The sequence below is a fragment of the Shouchella shacheensis genome, assembly GCF_001484965.1.
In the GTDB taxonomy this organism is placed as follows: Bacteria; Bacillota; Bacilli; order Bacillales; family Bacillaceae_D; genus Shouchella; species Shouchella shacheensis.
In genome coordinates, this window is record NZ_LLYY01000025.1 from 1 (window position 1) to 19261 (window position 19261).

17 protein-coding genes and 1 riboswitch are annotated in these 19261 nt (G+C 47.4%); of the genes, 4 read left to right on the forward strand and 13 right to left on the reverse strand.

The annotated features are described in order from the left end of the window. Positions 1-264 (forward strand): hypothetical protein (locus tag AVZ68_RS20600; RefSeq protein WP_218970849.1); only part of this gene is annotated, 264 nt, incomplete at its 5' end. A gap of 211 nt (positions 265-475) precedes the next feature. Here the strand turns inward: AVZ68_RS20600 and AVZ68_RS14805 are convergent. The 8 genes from AVZ68_RS14805 to AVZ68_RS14840 all read right to left on the reverse strand — a co-directional run bounded on the left by AVZ68_RS14805 (position 476) and on the right by AVZ68_RS14840 (position 8839). Next, a complete protein-coding gene (locus AVZ68_RS14805; RefSeq protein ID WP_059105348.1) occupies positions 476-1777 on the reverse strand; it encodes an NCS2 family permease in 1302 nt (433 codons plus the stop codon). Positions 1778-2007: 230 nt separating this feature from the next. Continuing rightward, a riboswitch (purine riboswitch) is annotated at positions 2008-2109 on the reverse strand. A 253-nt stretch (positions 2110-2362) separates the two neighbouring features. Beyond that, positions 2363-3211 (reverse strand): SDR family oxidoreductase, encoded by an 849-nt coding sequence (locus tag AVZ68_RS14810; RefSeq protein ID WP_059105349.1) that lies wholly within the window; start codon positions 3209-3211, stop codon positions 2363-2365. Position 3212: 1 nt separating this feature from the next. Then, positions 3213-4283 (reverse strand): mannonate dehydratase, encoded by a 1071-nt coding sequence (gene uxuA, locus AVZ68_RS14815; protein WP_059105350.1) that lies wholly within the window; start codon positions 4281-4283, stop codon positions 3213-3215. Between the two features lie 21 nt (positions 4284-4304). Then, positions 4305-5324 (reverse strand): zinc-binding alcohol dehydrogenase family protein, encoded by a 1020-nt coding sequence (locus AVZ68_RS14820; protein ID WP_059105351.1) that lies wholly within the window; start codon positions 5322-5324, stop codon positions 4305-4307. A gap of 13 nt (positions 5325-5337) precedes the next feature. Continuing rightward, positions 5338-6612, reverse strand: coding sequence for a TRAP transporter large permease (locus tag AVZ68_RS14825; RefSeq protein ID WP_059105352.1), 1275 nt, complete (start codon positions 6610-6612; stop codon positions 5338-5340). Further along, entirely contained in the window at positions 6609-7091 is a 483-nt protein-coding gene (locus AVZ68_RS14830; protein ID WP_059105353.1) for a TRAP transporter small permease, read from the reverse strand. The genes AVZ68_RS14825 and AVZ68_RS14830 overlap by 4 nt, the downstream gene beginning before the upstream one ends. Next, positions 7088-8095, reverse strand: coding sequence for a TRAP transporter substrate-binding protein (locus tag AVZ68_RS14835; protein ID WP_059105354.1), 1008 nt, complete (start codon positions 8093-8095; stop codon positions 7088-7090). Before AVZ68_RS14835 ends, AVZ68_RS14830 begins: the two co-directional genes overlap by 4 nt. A gap of 57 nt (positions 8096-8152) precedes the next feature. Next, positions 8153-8839, reverse strand: coding sequence for a GntR family transcriptional regulator (locus AVZ68_RS14840; protein ID WP_059105355.1), 687 nt, complete (start codon positions 8837-8839; stop codon positions 8153-8155). Positions 8840-8943: 104 nt separating this feature from the next. On the opposite strand from AVZ68_RS14840, the gene allD reads away from it, so the two are divergent. Next, on the forward strand, positions 8944-9957 hold the full coding sequence (allD, locus tag AVZ68_RS14845) for an ureidoglycolate dehydrogenase (protein ID WP_496196939.1): 1014 nt from the start codon (positions 8944-8946) through the stop codon (positions 9955-9957). Between the two features lie 431 nt (positions 9958-10388). Here the strand turns inward: allD and pdxA are convergent, their stop codons facing one another. From pdxA to AVZ68_RS14865, 4 genes are all read right to left on the reverse strand, one after another. Beyond that, entirely contained in the window at positions 10389-11387 is a 999-nt protein-coding gene (pdxA, locus tag AVZ68_RS14850; RefSeq protein ID WP_059105357.1) for a 4-hydroxythreonine-4-phosphate dehydrogenase PdxA, read from the reverse strand. 3 nt (positions 11388-11390) lie between these two features. Beyond that, positions 11391-12680, reverse strand: coding sequence for a four-carbon acid sugar kinase family protein (locus AVZ68_RS14855; protein WP_059105358.1), 1290 nt, complete (start codon positions 12678-12680; stop codon positions 11391-11393). A gap of 14 nt (positions 12681-12694) precedes the next feature. Further along, positions 12695-13669 (reverse strand): 2-keto-3-deoxygluconate permease, encoded by a 975-nt coding sequence (locus AVZ68_RS14860; protein WP_059105359.1) that lies wholly within the window; start codon positions 13667-13669, stop codon positions 12695-12697. A 137-nt stretch (positions 13670-13806) separates the two neighbouring features. Then, positions 13807-15399 carry a sigma-54-dependent transcriptional regulator gene (locus AVZ68_RS14865; protein ID WP_059105360.1) on the reverse strand — a complete coding sequence of 531 codons (1593 nt, stop codon included), beginning with the start codon at positions 15397-15399 and terminating at the stop codon, positions 13807-13809. A 235-nt stretch (positions 15400-15634) separates the two neighbouring features. Here AVZ68_RS14865 and AVZ68_RS14870 point away from each other — a divergent pair, with 235 nt between their 5' ends. Next, on the forward strand, positions 15635-16225 hold the full coding sequence (locus AVZ68_RS14870; protein ID WP_059105361.1) for a Uma2 family endonuclease: 591 nt from the start codon (positions 15635-15637) through the stop codon (positions 16223-16225). 152 nt (positions 16226-16377) lie between these two features. Beyond that, complete coding sequence (locus tag AVZ68_RS14875; RefSeq protein WP_281176631.1) at positions 16378-17490, forward strand: CAP domain-containing protein; 1113 nt, start codon at positions 16378-16380, stop codon at positions 17488-17490. 181 nt (positions 17491-17671) lie between these two features. Here the strand turns inward: AVZ68_RS14875 and AVZ68_RS14880 are convergent, their stop codons facing one another. Beyond that, positions 17672-18958, reverse strand: coding sequence for an MFS transporter (locus tag AVZ68_RS14880; RefSeq protein ID WP_059105363.1), 1287 nt, complete (start codon positions 18956-18958; stop codon positions 17672-17674). Positions 18959-19261: the final 303 nt, after the last annotated feature.

Sequence of the window (19261 nt, forward strand, 5' to 3'; positions counted from 1 at the left end):
GTATCTCTTTTTTACGCTTGGCTTTTGTTCAGTTTTCAAAGAACTCGTTCTTGCTTGTTGTTTGTGTCGTTTGTTGGCGACTTAGATATAATAACAGGGATTGAAGCAGAACGTCAATGCTTTTTTAAAAGTTTTTTTCGCAAAGCAGATTGGGCATTTTTAAGAATACAAGAATATCGACGTGCGCAGGCGGGTGGCCCAGAAGCGCGAATGTTGAAAGGCTGGACAAAAGAAATCCGATTTAGATTTCGTTGTCAGGGCTGAAAAATCTCGACGCTTCTAACAGCCGGAGCTAGACAATACCGAAATGCGTAGGCGACCTGCTCACGAGCGACAAATTCTGGAAGAACGGCAGCATCAAGCCCGCCTTTGGCTTGACTTGGCGGTCTGAAGAAACCTCGAGCGAGTGGGCGCCGGAGCTAGGCAAAAAGGTCCCTTTTAAAAGAAAGGAACCCCTTTTCTATGCTTCTATCTTTTAATGTAAAAATCCTAAATAGATGATAAAGACAATAAATAGTCCGTACATAATCGGGTGCAGCTCTTTCGCTCGTCCTTTTACGACCATTGTGATTGGGTACATCACAAAGCCTAACGCTATCCCTGTCGCAATGCTGTATGTGAGCGGCATGGTTACCACTGTGAGGAATACTGGAATCGCAATCTCCATCTTCTCCCATTCGATAAAGCGAAGCGATGTTGCCATCATCACACCAACAATAATCAGAGCTGGCGCTGTCACAGCCCCTGTAATAACATCAAGAAGAGGGGAAAAGAAAAGCGCTACAAGAAACAATCCCCCCGTAACGATGGCCGTAAACCCGGTACGTCCTCCGACGGCAACCCCAGATGTCGACTCAACAAAGGCCGTCGTTGTTGATGTACCGATCACAGCACCAACAGTGGTCGCACTAGCGTCCGCAAACAGGGCGCGCCCAGCCCGTGGCAATTTGTTGTCTTTCACAAAGCCTGCCTGTGTCGCCACTGCAAACAAAGTTCCTGCCGTATCGAAGAAAACGACAAAAAGAAACGTAAGGATGATGATAAGCATTTGCCAAGTAAAAATTTCTGCCTGCCAGTCCACATTGAACGCTTGACCAAATGTTGGCGCAAGACTTGGGGCCGAAGCTAGAATTCGTGTTGGCATATCAACGACGCCTGTGATCACACCAGCAATCGCTGTAACAGCCATTCCGTAAAAGACCCCGCCTTTAAACCCTCGAACGACGAAGATTGCCGTTGCCACGACCCCAAACAAAGCAAGGAGCGTTGAGCCGTTCGTTAAGTTTCCAAGAGCGACAAACGTGGCCTCATCTGGAATAATAATTTCTGCATTCTTCAACCCAACAAACGCAATAAACAACCCAATTCCCGCACCAGCCGCATATTTTAGTTCAGCCGGGATGGCATTAATGATCAGCTCACGTATTTTAAAAAGGGTAAGAAAAATAAAAATGACGCCTGAGGCAAAGACTGCAAACAGTGCTGCTTGCCAGGAAACCCCCATCCCGATCACAACCGAGTACGCGAAGAACGCATTCAGCCCCATTCCCGGTGCTAAAGCGATCGGATAGTTAGCCACGAGTCCCATCATGACCGAACCGACAAGCGCCGACACCGCTGTGGCCGCAAAAACAGCTCCTTCATCCATCCCCGCAGCACCAAGGATCTGTGGGTTTACAAATAAGATATACGCCATCGCCAAAAATGTCGTAAGACCAGCCACAGACTCTTGTTTAACGGACGTGTTGTTCTTGCTGAATCCAAAAAAGCGATCCATTTTCCCTACTCCTCCTTCGTTAGACAACAAACCAAGACCAGACAATACCGAAATGCGCAGGTGGGTTGAACAGAAGCGCGAATTTTGGAGACCCGATAAAAGAAATCCCGGTCTTGGATTTCGTTATCGGGGCGAAAAATCTCGACGCTTCTACCCACCGGAGCTAGACATAAAAAAGCTCCGGGAGCACCCGAAGCCAACTACGAAGCATGAAAAATGACCACTATGTAAGAAGTGATCCAATCCATCGTAGTCAAGCCACTTATGGTAGCTTGGTAGAAACGTGCAGACCGTATTTCTGCATTTATACGATACTAAATGTTGTTGTTCAAAATCTACCATGATTGTAGCAAGCAGGGGGGTGTCTGTCAACAAAAAGACGAACAATGAAAACTAACTAACAATCATCATTCGTTATTGATTGTTTATTTGTATTCATTTTTACACTAATTGCTTTCAACAACGTTTAGCCGCTCCGCTGAAAGTCAGCTTCGCAGATATTAAAAAAAACTGCAGACGCGGCGGCAGCCACGACTACAGGCGATCATACAGTTTCATCTCCTATTCTTTTAACCGTTCGTACTCTTACACCCCAGAAAAAGCCATAAACCCACCGTCCACCGGTACGGTCACTCCCGTCACAAAACGAGAGCTTTCTTCATCTGCCAGCCACAGCAGCGTGCCGAGCAAATCCTCCGGCTTCCCGAAACGGCCTTGCGGGGTGTGCGCCACAATTTTCTCCGCTCGCTCGGTGTAGCTTCCGTCTTCATTCGTGAGCAGGGCCCGGTTCTGCTCGGTAAGAAAAAAGCCCGGCGCAATCGCATTCACGCGAATACCCGCGTCAGCAAAGTGAACGGAAAGCCATTGCGTGAAGTTATTGATAGCGGCTTTGGCAGCACTATAGGCCGGTACCTTCGTCATTGGCGATGGCGCGCTCATAGACGAGAGGTTAATCACAGTCGCTCCATCAACATTCAGCATTTGCTTAGCAAAAACTTGTGTCGGCGCAACCGTTCCGAGCAAGTTGAGTTTGAAAACCGAATCAAATCCAGCCATGGTTAAATCAAAGAAGCTCTTAATCTCACTGTTTTCCAGATCACCAGTCCCATAAGATTCCTTCTCGGTAACGGCATCGGGATGATTGCCTCCTGCCCCGTTTATGAGCAGATGACACGGGCCGAACTCAGCTTGAACGCGCTCACTTGCTTCCTTTACGCTTTCTTCATTAAGAACATCGCAAGGAACAGCGATGGCTTTGCCTCCCTGTGCTTTGATTTCTGTGGCAACGGCCGCTCCTTTTTCCTCCGTTCGGTTCAAAATTGCCACCTTCATCCCCTGTCTCGCGAGTTCTTTTGCCATCGCGCTGCACAGCACACCGCTTCCTCCAGTGACAACCGCAACTTTTCCTGCCAAAGATTCATGAATCGCAAGCATCTTAACATCCCCCTTTTTCTACACGGTCATAGGCATCCCAAAGCCCCCACAGATGCATAATGCCGAGCGCGCGGTCATACAACCCATAGCCAGGGCGGCAGTCTTCGTTCCAAATATGACGCCCGTGATCAGGGCGCACATAGCCAGTAAAGCCGTTTTCATGGTATGCACGGACAACATCCGCAATATCGATGGAGCCATCCTTACTACGATGGGAAGTCTCGATAAAGTCCCCATTTTCATAGATTTTCACGTTGCGAATATGAGCAAACGGTATCCGATCGTGAAAGCGGCGGATAATTCTCGGAATATCATTTTCTGGGTTTGCGCCAAGCGAACCGCTGCACAACGTGATATTGTGAGACGGGCTGTCCGAGAGCGAGAGCAGACGCTCGACATTGGCTTCACTCGTAATAATCCGCGGCAAGCCAAAGACTGACCAAGGCGGATCGTCAGGATGAATCGCCAGCTTCATGTCGTGCTGCTCAGCAACCGGTAGCACTTGTTCAAGGAAATACTGCAGATTGTTCCAGAGCTCCTCCTCGCTCATGCCTTTGTAGGCTTCAAGCGAACGCTCAATATCTTTCAATCGCTCCGGTTCCCACCCCGGCATCGTGAACGCACTTCCTGTGGTTTGCTTGATGAGCTCTTGTGGGTCCATCGAATCAACTTTTGATTTTTCATAGAAGAGCGCTGTTGACCCATCTTCCATTTCTTTGAATAGGTCGGTACGAGTCCAGTCAAACACAGGCATAAAATTGTAGCAAATCACCTTTGCCCCGACTTTGGCGACGTTTCGAATGCTCTCCTTATAATTTTCGATATAAGCATCACGAGAAGGAAGGCCGAGCTTTATGTCTTCATGGACGTTGATGCTCTCCACCACGTCAAGATGAAACCCGTGCGCATCCGCTTTCTCCTTTACCGCCAACACATCTTCAAGCGGCCACACTTCTCCAGCCACGCGGTCATGCAGAGCCCAGACAAGACCCTCCACCCCAGGGATTTGTTTGATTTGCTCTAAGGTCACAGAGTCGTTGTCCTCTCCGTACCATCTAAATGTCATCCTCATATTCTCCACGTCCTCTCATTGTTAGTTAAACGTTACAACCACTTTTCGGACATCTTCCGGGTTTGTCTCCAACAACTCAATCGCTTCTTTGATCTCTGTAAAAGAAAACTGGTGTGAGATCATCGCACTTGGATCAAGACCTCCCTTATTGACTTGCTCGATGACGCCTGCAAACTGATGCGTCTGAAGCCTAGACCCAACAACCGTTAATTCTTTTTTCGTAAGAAGGAGCGAGGGGATCTCTGATGGCTGTTCATTAAAGCCGAGTGTTACAACCGTGCCCGCTACCGAAGCAAGAGTGACCGCCTGTTGAAAGGTGAAGGCTGTACCAACCGCATCCATGACAACGTTGACGAGCTCCCCGTTTGTTTTTTCGGCAATGACCTCTTCAATATTGTCCTCCCCTGGGTTCAGCACCTCATCAGCGCCTATGTTACGTGCATACTCCAAACGAGCGACATTAAAGTCAGAAATAAATACTTTCGCTCCTTTTCGCTTGGCCATCATTAGACAAGCAAGCCCCGTTGGACCAGCCCCCATAATGAGGACAGTGCCCCCTGCCTGTACGTTCCCCCGAGAAGTTGCCTGTGCACCAATCGTCATCGGCTCTGCCAAAGCCGCCGCTTCAAACGAAATGCTTGGGTCGACTTTATGCCATTTCTCTTCGGAGGCGACCATCCATTCGCGCATTCCTCCATCCTGGTGGACACCAAACACTTCTAGATCGACGCACACATTGGGGCGGCCGTTTCGGCAGGCGTAACACTTACCGCAATAAGAGATCGGCTCAAGAGCGACCCGGTCTCCAGGCTGAAGCCCGGTTACGCTTTCGCCAACAGCCTCCACTTCTCCAGCAACTTCGTGACCGATGATGCGTGGATAAATGGTAAATGGATTGCTTCCGTGATAAATGTGCATATCCGAGCCGCAGATGCCTGCGGCTTTCACTTTTACGAGAACATCTGTCGGCTGAGTCATTGGCGGTTTTTCCACATCCACAATGTCTAACTTTCCTGGTTCTTTCACTTGAATCGCTTGCACAAATCCTCACTCCTTATTCAAAAAGTCCTGGTAAAAACAGGGATAGAGACGGAATATACGCTACCAACAGAAGCACGAAAATCGCAACGACGAAAAATGGCATGAGTTCTTTCACGGTTTTGCCAATCGGCACCTTCGCAAAACTGGAAGCGACGAATAGACAAACGCCAACTGGTGGTGAGGAGAGCCCAATCATAAGCGCCAAGACCATCACAACGCCAAAGTGTACAGGATCCATGCCTACGCTTGAAGCGACTGGCATCAGTACCGGGAACAAAATAACAAGAGCGGCAATGGTCTCCATAAACATTCCAACAATCAATAGCAAAATGATAATGAGAAGAATGACAAAGAACCCATTTTCGGTGATGGATAAAATCCCGTCCGCCACTAGTAGCGGTACTCCTTCACTGACAAGAATCCAGCCAAACAAATTCGCAAAACCCACAAGCAAAATGATGGAGGCCGTTGAGCTTAATGTATTCACTAGAATTGCAGGCATTTCTCTCAGGTTCAGTTCACGGTAGACAAGCCCACCAATGACGAGCGCATAGATCACAACGACAACGGCGGCTTCAGTCGGCGTGAAATAGCCTCCTAGAATCCCCCAAAGAATAATGATCACCATCAGCAATGCCCAGAAGGCACCAAAGAATGATTTCACAACTACTGGCAACGGCTGACGATCGCCTTTAGGATAGTTCCGTTTAACAGAAATAACATAGGTGACAATCAAAAACCCTAAAGCAAGCAGGATGCCTGGAATCGCTCCAGCTAAGAACAAGTCACCAATCGATACGCTTGCAAGTGTCCCAATAATGATCATCGGTAGGGACGGCGGTAACATCGGGCCAACGGTTGAGGAAATCGACGTGACAGCAGCCGAAAATCCCGGTCCATAGCCTTCCTTTTTCATCGCCGGAATCATAACAGAGCCAATGCTTGCTGTATCCGATAAAGCGGTTCCGGAAATCCCCGCAAACCCGAGGGAGGAAGCAACATTCGTCAACCCAAGACCTCCGCGAATATGACCAACCACCGCGTTCGCAAAATCGATAATTCTCGTTGTAATCCCGCCAGCGTTCATGAGGTTCCCAGCGAGAATGAAGGCTGGAATCGCTAAAAGCACAAACGAATCAATCCCGGCAAACATCGTCTGCGGAATGACCGTAAGCGGAATCCCTGCGATGAGCAAGTACAATAGAGACGCAATCCCCAAGCTAAAAGCAATCGGAATACCGATTATAATAAAGAAAAGAAAGGCTCCTACAAGCAGTAATGCCATCATGTGTGATCACCTTCTGACTGTATGTTGTTGGTTATTCGATCGATGATGTAAATGACAGAATACAGCATGAGAAGCACAGCTAAAACAGGAACCATCGCATAGACATAGCTCATCTGGATGCCCACTGTTGGCGATACAAAATCGAGGCCAAGGCGATAAAAGGTTACACCTTCGACCAAAAGAAACACAGCAAACACAAACACAAGACCAGCGATGACGCTTTCATAAATGCGACGTCCTTTCTCTGGCAGCGCCATGATCAGCATATCGACCCGGATAAACTCATTTTTACGCAGAGCAAGCGGTGCCGCAAAGGCGATTGCATAGACAAACAGATAGCGCGATAATTCTTCCGTCCAAATGGCATTGTAGGGAAAGTAGCGGCTCATGATTTGAATGATGACAACCACTAGAAGTGAAGTGAAAAAGATGATCGTTAAATACGCTAAGATTCGATCAAGCACATGGACTGCCTTCATTCCTCTTCCTCCTCTTCAGCCACCATTTCTAAGTACAGCTCATACTGCTCTTCGCCAAGATTGGCTTCAATCGCAGGCAGCATCGCCTCACGGAACGCCTCTTGATCGACGTCCTCATTAAACTCAATGCCCGTATCCAATAGTCGCTCGGTTACGAGTTCTTCTTCCTCTTCAAAGCGATCTTGAGCGTAGGCTTGCGCTTCTTCTGCGGCTTCAAGCACCTGCTCTCTTTGATCTGCCGGTAGTTCCGCAAGCTGTTCATTCCCAACAACCACATAGATCCATGAGCGCACATGCTCGGTGACATTCAAGTAGTTTTGCACCTCGTAAAAACCATTGCTCGCAAGCAAGTCATTCGGGTTCTCTTGCCCGTCAATCACTCCTTGCTGCAAGCCTGTAAAGACTTCATTTAAGCTAATCACTTGCGGACTTGCCCCGGCTTCTGACCATGTGTCTAAGAAAAGCGGAACGTTCGGAACACGAATGCCGAAACCGCTTAAATCTGCAGGCGTCGAAATCGGATAGTTCGAAGTTAAGTTTCGCGGCGGTCGTTCCATATAAAACAGTGGCGTTAGCCCGACATCTTCTTCAATATCCTGTTCAATCGTGCGCCCGATCTCTCCTTCAATGACGCTGCGCATATGGTCTTGCGTTTCAAACGCATATGGTACCGCTAACAAGATCGCGTTTGGTGTCCAAACTTCCAGAGTCTCCCCAGTAATCGTCACGTCTGTTGCCCCGTACTTAATCGAATTAATGTTATCTACTTCACTGCCAAGTTGGCTATTTGGGTAAATGTCAATCAATACTTGATCATCGGTTTTTTCTGCCACAAGTCGCGCAAACTCTTCAGCCGTCTCATGCCATAAATGGCTGGAATCGGAAATATGCGTCAGTTTCCAGTGAGTCACGTCATCTTCTTGACCACTTGAGTCAACTGCGGAACAACCTGCGACGAGCCATCCACTTGCCGCAGCCAGTAGCCCCCATTTCCCTTTCCTCATCGACGCTCTCCTCCCTCTCTCGTTCGAATACGCTTACATGAAAAGTCTTCAACACCCCTACGCGTTGAAGTAATCTGGGTGCTCTTTCTTTAATTCATACTGATCGACAGACACGAGGCGCAAATGTTCACGCATGATCGCTTCCGCCCGCTCTGCATCTTTTGCCTTAACCGCTTCAAAAATGTCTTGGTGGTGAAGCACAAGCGTTTCCCAGTTGTAATGAGAAACAAGACTGAGCTTCAGCAAACGCTTCAGGTGGCTGTTCATTTGCTGAACGACTTCCCACACTCGCTCCTTTTTGCACCCAAGAGCAATAAGTCTATGAAACTCCTGATCCAGCTCGAACATCTGCTCTTCCTTTTTCGCCTGCTTCATCGCTTGCTGCATGGCGAGGTTCACCTCAAGATCTTCCAGTACACTTTCTTGCATCGTTTCACACGCCAGCCGAACCGCACCTACTTCAAGATGCTCGCGGATGAAACGAGCGTCTTCCACATGATCCAAATCGATGAACGTCACAAAGGACCCTTTCTGCGGGCGAATCTCAAGCAGATCGTCTTGAGAGAGTTTTAAGAAAGCTTCTCGGACCGGTGTGCGGCTCACTTCCAACTCTTCCGCTATTTCTTTCTCGGATATTGAAGAACCAGGCAAGAGCTTTAAATCCATAATTCGAGCTCGAACCGTTTCATAGACGAAGTCCCTTGTTGAGTAATGATTAATGCGCTTTGTATTAGGGTTTGCCATCGCTACACCTCCTTGCAAACTAATACTACCACACTTGTATGGTAGTGTGGTAGTATTAGTTTAGAAAAAATGAAAGCGTTATTTATCTCTTAGGAGGAGGGACTATCATGACAAGCCTTATCACAGAGAAAACATTAAAAGAAAAAACCATTTCCATCTTTAAGGCAAATGGCGTCCGCCAAGAAGAAGCCGAGATCGTCGCTGATGTTTTGGTGCACGCCAACTTGCGCGGCGTCGACTCTCACGGAGTACTGCGGGTGGAGCACTATATCAAGAGGGTCCAACAAGGTGGCTTGCATATTGCTGCACATCCAAGTATGGAGCAAACCACCTCAAGTACGGCCACCTATGACGGCGACAACGGCTTTGGCCACGTCATCTCCAAACGCGCCATGGAGCACGCGACTGAGATGGCAAGAGGCCAAGGCGTCGGCGTTGTTGCTGTCAAGAACAGCAGCCACTGTGGCGCTCTCTCTTATTTCGTAAATCAGGCGGCTGAAAAAGGAATGATTGGCGTTGCGATGGCGCAAACCGACAAGGTCGTCGTTCCTTTCGGCGGAGCAGAGCCTTTTTTCGGAACAAACCCGATCGCCTTCGGGTTTCCTGCCAAAGAGGAGAAGCCCGTCATTCTTGATCTTGCTACAAGTAATGTTGCACTAGGAAAAATTCTCAATGCCCGTGAGTACGGAAAGGACATTCCTCCAGGCTGGGGGGTAGATGCCAAAGGACAAACGACGACCGACCCAAATGATGTTAGCTCCCTCTCCCCGTTCGGTGGTGCGAAAGGCTACGGACTTGCGATGGTAGTTGAGATTTTCTCCGCACTGCTTACCGGCTCTGCCTTCGGTCCACATGTTTCAAAAATGTATGGCGATTACAATCGCAATCGTGAACTTGGCCAATTTTATATGATCGTGAACCCTGAGAAATTCACGATGGCCAGTACCTTTCTAGAGAACATCGATCGAATGGTCCGTGAAATTCGTTCCGTCCCACCCGCCCCTGGATTTGAGCGCGTGATGGTGCCTGGAGAGCCAGAAGCGTTAGAGGAAGAGAAAAGGAAACGAGAAGGAATCCCGTTGCCGGATGGGGTCTGGGCGTATTTGAGCGGGGAATAACGACAAACAAACGCTGGCGAAAGAGCCAGCGCTTGTTATCACCGGAAAATCTGGATGGATTCAAACATAAGAACGCAGTCTCGAGCCATGCTGTACGTCTGGGGTTTAGCAATGTAGCACTAACAAAATAGAGCCGCCCGATTACTTGGAGAAGCAAAACCGTGGCGCAAGAATAAAGAGCGCAAAGTAAGCCTCATTTCTGCAACCTTAGACGCGGGAAGGGTTTCACGACATTTTCACCAGGACGAAAAGGTCGGAATTTCTTTCATAAAAGTGCCTAACGGGTCGGTTTTTCTTCTATAAATAAATCGACCACTTCTTGGCTCTTCTATGTCCATCTTCTTAGCCTCTTGTGATTCATCTCCAATGATGACGCAACAAAATTCGAAGACACGGGAAGCCCCCCGTCTGGTTTTAAACGGCTTGTTCTTTTAGTTCTTCGGAGCAAGCTCGATGGCATCACGGTACGCCGCAAGCAAGCTACGCTCATCGGCAATGTTTTTACCTGCGATATCGAATGCGGTTCCGTGGTCCACAGAAGTGCGGACAATCCCACCTTTAAGACCGACGGTGATGTTCACCCCAGCCTCTAGGCCCATGACTTTAATGGGTACATGCCCCTGGTCGTGGTAGCAGGCCACAACGATGTCAAAATCTCCTCGTGCCGCACGGAAAAACAACGTGTCCGCGGGATAAGGGCCTTCGACGTTGATGCCTTCTGCTTTTGCCTTTTCAATCGCCGGGATGAGCTTTTCTTCTTCTTCCCCTTCCCCGAACAACCCGTTTTCTCCAGCGTGAGGATTAATGCCACACACGGCAATTTTAGGGTTGTTCATTCCCGCGTTTTTCAACGTTTCATCAGCAAGTGTGATCACTTTATGAGTTCTCTCCGGATTAATGGTGTCTATCGCCTTCCGAAGGCCGATGTGAGTGGTTAAATGAATTACTTTTAAGTTCGGCGCTGACAGCATCATGGAAAAATCGACAGTCTCCGTCAGTTCAGCCAATATTTCTGTATGACCTGGATACATATGTCCTGCTTTTTGCATCGCCTCTTTATTTAACGGAGCGGTGCAAATTGCATTGATCTTCTTTTCTTTTGCCAGTGCTACAGCTTTTTCAACGTAGCGAAAGGCGGCGTCTCCGGCTTTTGGGTGGACTTCTCCAAACGGTAGATCAGCGTCAAGAAGGTCGAGGTCTAAAACTTCGATGGTTCCTCGATGAAAGACACATTCCTCTATGCCTTCAACAGCAACAACGCTCACCTCGGCGCCCGTTACCTCGACTGCACGTTCAATGAGACTTACATCTCCAATGACGAGCGGACGTCCGGCTTCAAACATCTCGCCACTCGCAAAGGCTTTGACGATGATCTCTGGACCTACGCCAGCTCCGTCCCCCATCGTGATTCCAATGATTGGCTTATCCATTCGTTATCCCTCCAGGAAAAATTGATGTATCTTTACAAACGTTTCTTCGTTCCCAAAGGCCCCGGCCTTGGTAATCGCATAGCTGTTCTCCAATTGTCCGACGAACTGTGCCACCGGTATGCCCGTTTCAAACTCGTCAAGCAGACGAAGCTCCTCTATGGCAAGTTTTTTGCAAAGGGCTTTGGCCGTGTCTCCGCCAGTCATTACAATCGCTTGAAACGATTGCGCCCTAATCAACGCCTCCCCCGCAACGGCTAGTAGCGACACAATTCGTCGTGCGACTGCATGACGCTCGACCTGGTTCTGGCTCGCATAGTCATGCACGGCCTCAACTTCTGAGCGAGCCGCACCTGAATACACAACTGGAACCCGGCCTTGATGGAGCACTTTTTGAGCGTCAACAATCACTCGCTCGCATTCTCTCGCTCGTACACCCTCGTCCACATGAATCGCTTTTGCCGCGTTAATCTTGATTCCTTGTGTTTGCGGAAGCTTAAGGAGATTCGCTACTTGCTTTTGGCTCACCTCGCTCATGCTACCGACAAGAAACAGAAGCGGATCTTTGGAACGCTGGGGGATAACGAATTTCTTTGCTTCTCTCCCCCGCTCAAATGTTAACGCGGAAGAGAGACCAGCGGAACCCGCAAGAAGGAGGCGAGCTGATTGTTGTTTCGCAAAAGCAGCAAGCCGATTGAGAGTGTGTTCATTTGTCGCGTCACAAATGAAGATCGGCGTCGCTCCTCTTTTTTGTTCATTGATCCATGCAACAATCTCTTGATCCTCTTTCTCCCACAGTTCTTCTGTCACTTCAATCAACGGGCCTTTAAACTGGCGCTTTAAATGATCTCGAATTCTTGAGTCTGCGACCGGGTCCGCTTTGTTCTCTGCAAACTCCGTCTCCCCAATGGGTGAACCATCCACGTAGAGAGTTCCTTCTTTGACAATGCGCTTGTTTTTAGGGAAGCTGGGGGTCAAAAAAACGTACTCCGGTTGCCATACTTCAATCATCGCCTCCATCTCAGCCCCTACATTGCCACGAAGGGTGGAATCGATCTTTTTAAAGACTGTGGAAGGCTGACAAGCCCCAACCGAAGCCATCACTTCATAGATTTTCTCTTTCGCCTGGTGAGGAGGAAGCCCTCGACTGTCGGTATCGACAACGACTGCATCAGGGAGCTGTTCTGACTTGCTTTCTCCATTCAACCAGACGGACGTTTCAAGCCCCGCTTTCGCTAGCTGGACGCCACTGTCGTTCGCCCCTGTTAAGTCATCGGCTAAAATTGCGATTTCCATTCAGAATCCCCCACTTACGTTTGCTCGATCGTCGGTTTCTTTTTTTTCAATCGCTTTGCTAAAAACCCAACAAAAATCGGAAGCAAGATTGACGTTGTCACAACACTGGCCGCTACCTGAACGGTTGCTAACTCCACATTATAGGCAAACGCTGAGCTCGCAGCTGCAATCGCCGCAGGTGTTGCCACTGCATTCCCTGCCGTGGAGCCTTCTGATGCCCCGACAAGCGGATTCCACTTAAAGAGTTTAAAGGCAAAATATCCGCCAAGGCCGGTAACAAGGACCACTAGTACACCGAGCAGCACTCCCGGCAATCCACCTTCTACAATCGATGTAAAGCTAATGTTCATCCCAAGGGCAAAGGCAAAGAACGGAATGAGCATATCGCTCCCTTTGCCAAGAAAGCTGCGCATTTCTTCATCAATATTTCCTAGAACAAACCCGACCACAATCGGAAGCAAAACACCGAGGAATGCGGTGATGGAGAAAAATCCACCTTCAAGCCCCATTGCTCCCACGATAGAGAGAGTCAACATTGTGAACAACGGTCCATCATTCATGGCAAGGACCGAATAGGCAGCCTTGTCTTCGCCTTTTCCGTATTGCCCGGCAAGCGCCACGTACAACCCGCCGTTCGAATTTGTCATAGCCGCAAGAACAGCAATCGGCGCCAGGCCGAGGAACAACCCTTCAGGTCCTCCTGCCAATAAATACACGATCACACCGACAACCCCACCAAACATCCATTTAACCATCAACAACGTGAACCCTTTTCCAAAGGAAACGCCAAAGCTTCGAACGTTAATTTGCGATCCCGCACAAAGCAAGAACAACGCAATCAGAGTAGTCGCCCCGTCTACGAACAGTGCTTCTGTGAAGTTGCCAATCCGTAGCGCCTCTGGCGCGACAGTATTTATGAATGCTCCTAGTAGCAAAGGCACAACCATCATACCGCCAGGAATTTTCTCAATGCTTTGTTTTAATCTCATTTCGCTCCCCATCTCTGTTTCATTTTTAAACAGTATTATAAAAAGAAAACGCTTAATAGTATCGCTTACATGGAGTATCATACTATTTTCTGCTGCAAATGCAAGAGGAAACTAAAATAACGTTGCTATATGCAACGTTATTTTAGTTTCCTCCAAAGAGTGGTTCGATTAATTCCCAGTCGTTCAGCGGCTTTTGACTGGTTGAAATTCTCCTCTTCAAGCACCAGTTGGATGAATTCTTTTTCCAATTCCTCTAATGATTGACGCAAGTTTACCTTGACGTAGCCTTCCTGTCCCCCGTCTTCGTCCATTAAGATGTAAGAGCCCCTGGCCTGCTTCACTTTTTCATAGATGGTTTCTCTTAAATGGAGGATTTGCTCCCCGGGACGGACAACGAGCGGTCCTTTGACCCCAATGACTTGCTTGCCAAAAATTGTATTGGCCTCGGCAATGAATCGGCGTACGAATCCACCCCACTCCTCCTCTCGTTCTTGAAGTTCAGGTAAGACAATCGATGATTCAATCGACCCTCCCACTTCAGAAATTTCCGTGAATAGGACCACTTGCGCTTTGTGCCCTTCCACCTTCTTCAAAACCAGACGCTGTTCTTCCAGGGGGATCCGTTCGAAATGGATGAGATACAAAGGGAGCCTTAACTCAAAAATCGCGGAATAATCCTGACACAGCTCTACATCCACCTCCAAGGCCGTCTCCCCAAGGAATTCTGCAGCTATGCTGCGTTCTCCAGAACCTTTCATTCCCCTAATTACAATAGGGGAATGGCCCTTTTCCTTGCAGCTAGCAAACTGAGACTGCAGAGCGGAATGAGTCCCTAAAACAAGCGGAAGGGAGAGGCCATCCGACTGAAAAAAGGACACCGATGGGGGAAGCGCCCGCTCCACCGGTTGAAAGGAGACGAGGCGAAACGGTTGTGAATCAAGAACGAGGGGTTCCACACTTACGTTTACTCTATCTTTCTCAAATGCAATAAATGGCGAAGTTTCCTTGCTTACCCTGTGAAGCAAACGATCGATGCCTTCTTTGTCGCCCGCCATCCATTCTGTAAATGCTTGGCTCCTAAGGTGAACATGATCGTCTTGATCCACAAGAACATACGGAAGATCGACCTGCTCAGCACACTTCTTAAAGAGCGCTGCTTTCTTGGCTTCCGCAGCTACGTATCCTCCGATTTCTTCCGCTTGTTCAAACGCCTGCCTAACGGACTCCTCCCCTGATGTAATCAATACCCCTTCCAACTCGAATTTTTGCGCGAGTGTCGTAGTAATCGTGTCCCCGACGATCAACTTCCGCCCCTCCGCCTTTGCCTGGATAATGGCCGGCTCCACTTCATTTTCCGCTTCCACGGCCGTAATGGGGATCTCCGTCCCGATCAGCTCAGAAATTTTATTAAAGTTGTGCGAGATATTTTCAAACGCAATGATTTCCGCTTTGTCTTCTTCGGCTTGAATTAACAAGATCGTCCGTAAAATATCATACCCAGAAATCGGAATCTCGATGACCGGCTTGTCTGTCCACTTTCTAATGACATTGGCTGTTCCGCCTCGACTGATAAACAGATCCGCCTTTACTAGCGATTCATCACCCAGCAATGGCACGGCTTCTTCTAAATCAGCCAAATGAACGCTGATGTGCGCATTGGGAAACTCCCGCTCCATGCGTTTCACCGTTTCGATCATCCCCTTGTACGGGGCAATGACTGCTATGTTCATCCTCATCAACTCCCACACTCCAAGTTCTCTTAGCTAACTATATGATTCAAAAGAGGAAGAAGCAAGTGAAGGTTTTCATGCTTACAGTGACTCTTTACTAAGTAACTCAACTTTCTACAAACGTTAGGAATCTGGGCTTTTCCTTAACCTGAGCCAACTGGCCTCGTACAATGCCATGAGTAGCGAATATTCAAATGAAGTGGTACACTACAAACACGGAAAGAGGGAACTGCCAATGACCCATAGAAAATTAGACCTGGAAAAGAACATCATCAAAGAAAACAACCTCACCTACGACGACTATGCTGCGCTGGACGACCAAAAACGCTACGAACTGGCGGGGGGGAAGCTGGAATTGATGAGCCCATCCCCATCGACGATCCATCAGTTGGTAAGCGCTGAACTAAATGAGGCAATAACCCATAGCTGCAAGCCGGACTACTTTATATTTTGTGCACCAATTGATGTCATCTTTTCCTCAAAAGATGTACGTCAGCCCGATATTGCCCTTGTCGACCGTAAGCGAGTGGAGATTCTGACAAACCGCGGTATCGAAGGATCGCCCGATCTCGTGGTTGAAATTCTTTCCCCCTCCTCTTTAAAACGAGATAAAATTGACAAATTAAAGTCTTATGCCGATTACAGTGTTCCCGAATACTGGATTGTCGACCCAAGCCATGGATCGCTTGAACAATATGTGTTGAGAGACAAGAGCTACGACATTATCAACATATTTCAGGACGACGAGACTGTTGCATCACCCACTATCGCCTGCATATCGTTTACCATGAAAAGGGTAATGGACAACATCCCAAGCCTTCGATAAACGCCTGCTTATCTTATCCAAATGGTGACGTATAACTTCAGTTGCTCGAAATGGTTTGATAGGACCATCGACAGCTTGTGCCTTAGCAGTTACCATAGATTAAACATCAAAAGAAAAAGGGTGAGATAGATATTTTAAAGCGATTGTTTTTCGTGCTGTTCATCCTATTACTAGCTTTTTGGACGAAACCCTTTTGGGAAGACCCCGTTCGTGAATTTATTCCTGAAGCCGTTGGCGATACCCTTTATTCTGCACAGGACTTTACTACCCAAATGATCGATGATTTCGATTTTGACCAAGCAAGAGAGCAAGTTACCTCTCTTTACTCTTCAATTATTGATTCTGTACAAGAACCAGAGCAAGAACAAGTAGAGCGGCCCGAACTGACAGCTCCAGACGAGCAGTCCTTTTCCATTGGAAATATAGAGTTAGGCGATACAAGAGACGAGGTTGAAGAAATGTACGGCGAGCCAGCAAGGAAAAGTGAGAACGAATATGGCGTCGATTGGTCCACTTACCATGAAAACTACCAGAACTTTATGATGGTCGCCTATGACGAACAGGACGTTGTTCGTGGACTGTTCACAAATCAGGATTTGCTTTCTTCTCAGTTTGACATTGGATTAGGGGACACAAAAGCTGTCGTGAACGAAACGTTGGGTGAACCAGAAGAAATGATTCGCAATGACTGGTTTAATTATCAAGTCGATAGCGAAGGGGAGTACGATGTTTATCAAATAGATGGGAACTATGTAACGATCTTTTACGATATTCACGAAGGAGATGAGCTGACAGCTATTCAATTAATCGATGAGGACTTGGAAGCTGCGAAAGATACTCTCTATACCCCTGGTAGCGAAGCGTTAAAAGAGGGGTTTGAATATCAATTATTTGACTTAACCAATGCGACTCGTGTGAAGCATGCCCTCCCTGTTTTAGAGTGGGACGAAGATGTAAGAGAAACGGCAAGAAAGCACAGTACGGATATGGCGGAAAATCAATTTTTTGGTCATACGAATTTGCAAGGCGAGTCCCCTTTTGATCGAATGGAAGAAGATGAAATTGCATTTACAAGCGCTGGAGAAAATCTAGCGTACGGTCAATTTAGCAGTGTTTTCGCTCACCAAGGCTTAATGAATTCACTTGGGCATCGTGAAAATATCGTACACAATGGCTTTACTTCGATAGGAATTGGCGTTGATTTTAATGACAACAACCAACCATTTTTTACGGAGAAATTTTTTAGTGATCAGTGGTTATCGTAACCGCAAAATGGAAGGTTGAAGAGGAACCCCCTGTTTTTTTAAGCAGAGGGTTCTTTTTCTTCGTATACGGTTGTGCCATCGTGTAGTAGACTCCTATATCGCGAGTAAAGCCTGCTCATTCCCTCTTCATTTTAAAAAAATTCAGCTTCAAGTACAGTGTATTTGAAGCTGAATTTAACGATTAGCTTGCCGCTCTTTTTTTCCTCCGCTCTTCGTTACCTCTACGAGACCAAATCACGACCGGAATGAGGATTAAGGACAAAACCCCTCCAACTAATGACAACGTTTCGAAACTGGAACCGGCAACAATCATTCCTGACATGGCACCTCCAGATGCTCCTCCTAACGCAATAAAAACATCCATTGTTCCTTGGGTTTTGGCACGAGTTAAAGGTTCTGTTGAATCGACAATTAGAGCTGTACCACTTATTAAGCCAAAATTCCATCCTAATCCAAGTAAAACGAGAGCAACAACCATTAGAAATAACGAATCTCCTGGTGCCATCGCTGCTATGACACCTGAGAGGAGCAATGTCACTCCAGAAGCAATTGCCATCGCAGGTCGCCCAATCTTATCAACAAGAATTCCTGTAAAGAGGGAAGGAAGGTACATGGCACCAACGTGAAAGCCAATAACAAATCCGATAGCGCTCAAACTGTGGCCATGATGCCCCATATGAACGGGTGTCATAGTCATAATGGCCACCATCACAATTTGAGTAAGTACCATAATGGTGGCACCAACGGCAATTCCTTTTTTGTTTTTTCGATGCTCCTCTTGATTCACGTTCGGTTCCGTTTTTTTATTCACATTTATTTGTAACGCTACAATAAATGGGTCAGGGCGCAGCAAAGCAAATAATACAAGACCTGCGGCTATATAAGCGACCGCAGCTAAAATAAAAGGGCCGGCTAGTTCTGGAATGCCAATCGAACGTGCGAAACTCCCCATCACATCCACTAAGTTTGGACCTGCAACTGCACCAAATGTCGTGGCAACCATCGCTATACTAACAGCAGTCCCTCGTTGCTTGTTCGTTGCTAAATCCGTCCCAGCATAGCGAGCTTGTAAATTGGTCGCAGTACCTGCCCCATATATAAGGAGTGAAGCAAGTAAAAGCAATACACTATTTAGGAGAGCCGCAATTACAACACCTACCGCTCCAAGTCCTCCGGTTATAAAGCCTGCTGCAAGCCCCATGCGTCTTCCAAAACGGTTTGAAAGTCTACCTATTGCCAAGGCAGCTCCTGCCGATCCTAACGTAAATAAAGCAGCAGGAAGACCAGCAAATGTGTCTGTTCCAAGCATTTGTTCAGCAATTAATGCGCCAACGGTTATTCCTGCTGCAAGTCCTGCCCCACCAAACATTTGAGAAATAACGACAATGATTAATGTACGTTTGTATAATCTCTTTTGTTTCTCTGGTGAATCTACGTAACTTTGTATGGAATCGTCTCTTGCACTCATTCCAATACCTCCACTTTCCATGGAACTTCTTCCACACGTACTCTTAGCAATAGCTCATACTAATATAATAGAAATGTGTTTGATTTCCAACTGAGTTCTTCACTATTAGTGAAATTTTAAGTATTTTCTTGATTGTACGAGGCGAATCGAGCAAAACAATCATAGTTAGTTAGGGAAGTGATTTTTTCTCTAGCCTGCAAGCATGATTTGAAAAGATAATCCCTACCAAAAAATAAATGGGTAGGGAAATTTAACATTTTTAGTTTGTTTTCTCCGTTTAGATTAGGATAAACACTGTTAAAT

Bases quoted from the DNA above. Each gene is read 5' to 3' on its own strand.
- AVZ68_RS14810 (WP_059105349.1), bottom strand. From the start codon at position 3,211: ATGCTTGCGATTCATGAATCTTTGGCAGGAAAAGTTGCGGTTGTCACT.
- AVZ68_RS14805 (WP_059105348.1), bottom strand. From the start codon at position 1,777: ATGGATCGCTTTTTTGGATTCAGCAAGAACAACACGTCCGTTAAACAA.
- AVZ68_RS14825 (WP_059105352.1), bottom strand. From the start codon at position 6,612: ATGATGGCATTACTGCTTGTAGGAGCCTTTCTTTTCTTTATTATAATC.
- AVZ68_RS14860 (WP_059105359.1), bottom strand. From the start codon at position 13,669: ATGAGATTAAAACAAAGCATTGAGAAAATTCCTGGCGGTATGATGGTT.
- AVZ68_RS14880 (WP_059105363.1), bottom strand. From the start codon at position 18,958: ATGAGTGCAAGAGACGATTCCATACAAAGTTACGTAGATTCACCAGAG.
- AVZ68_RS14865 (WP_059105360.1), bottom strand. From the start codon at position 15,399: ATGAACATAGCAGTCATTGCCCCGTACAAGGGGATGATCGAAACGGTG.
- AVZ68_RS14840 (WP_059105355.1), bottom strand. From the start codon at position 8,839: ATGGCAAACCCTAATACAAAGCGCATTAATCATTACTCAACAAGGGAC.
- AVZ68_RS14870 (WP_059105361.1), top strand. From the start codon at position 15,635: ATGACCCATAGAAAATTAGACCTGGAAAAGAACATCATCAAAGAAAAC.
- pdxA (WP_059105357.1), bottom strand. From the start codon at position 11,387: ATGGATAAGCCAATCATTGGAATCACGATGGGGGACGGAGCTGGCGTA.
- uxuA (WP_059105350.1), bottom strand. From the start codon at position 4,283: ATGAGGATGACATTTAGATGGTACGGAGAGGACAACGACTCTGTGACC.
- AVZ68_RS14835 (WP_059105354.1), bottom strand. From the start codon at position 8,095: ATGAGGAAAGGGAAATGGGGGCTACTGGCTGCGGCAAGTGGATGGCTC.
- AVZ68_RS14855 (WP_059105358.1), bottom strand. From the start codon at position 12,680: ATGGAAATCGCAATTTTAGCCGATGACTTAACAGGGGCGAACGACAGT.
- AVZ68_RS14830 (WP_059105353.1), bottom strand. From the start codon at position 7,091: ATGAAGGCAGTCCATGTGCTTGATCGAATCTTAGCGTATTTAACGATC.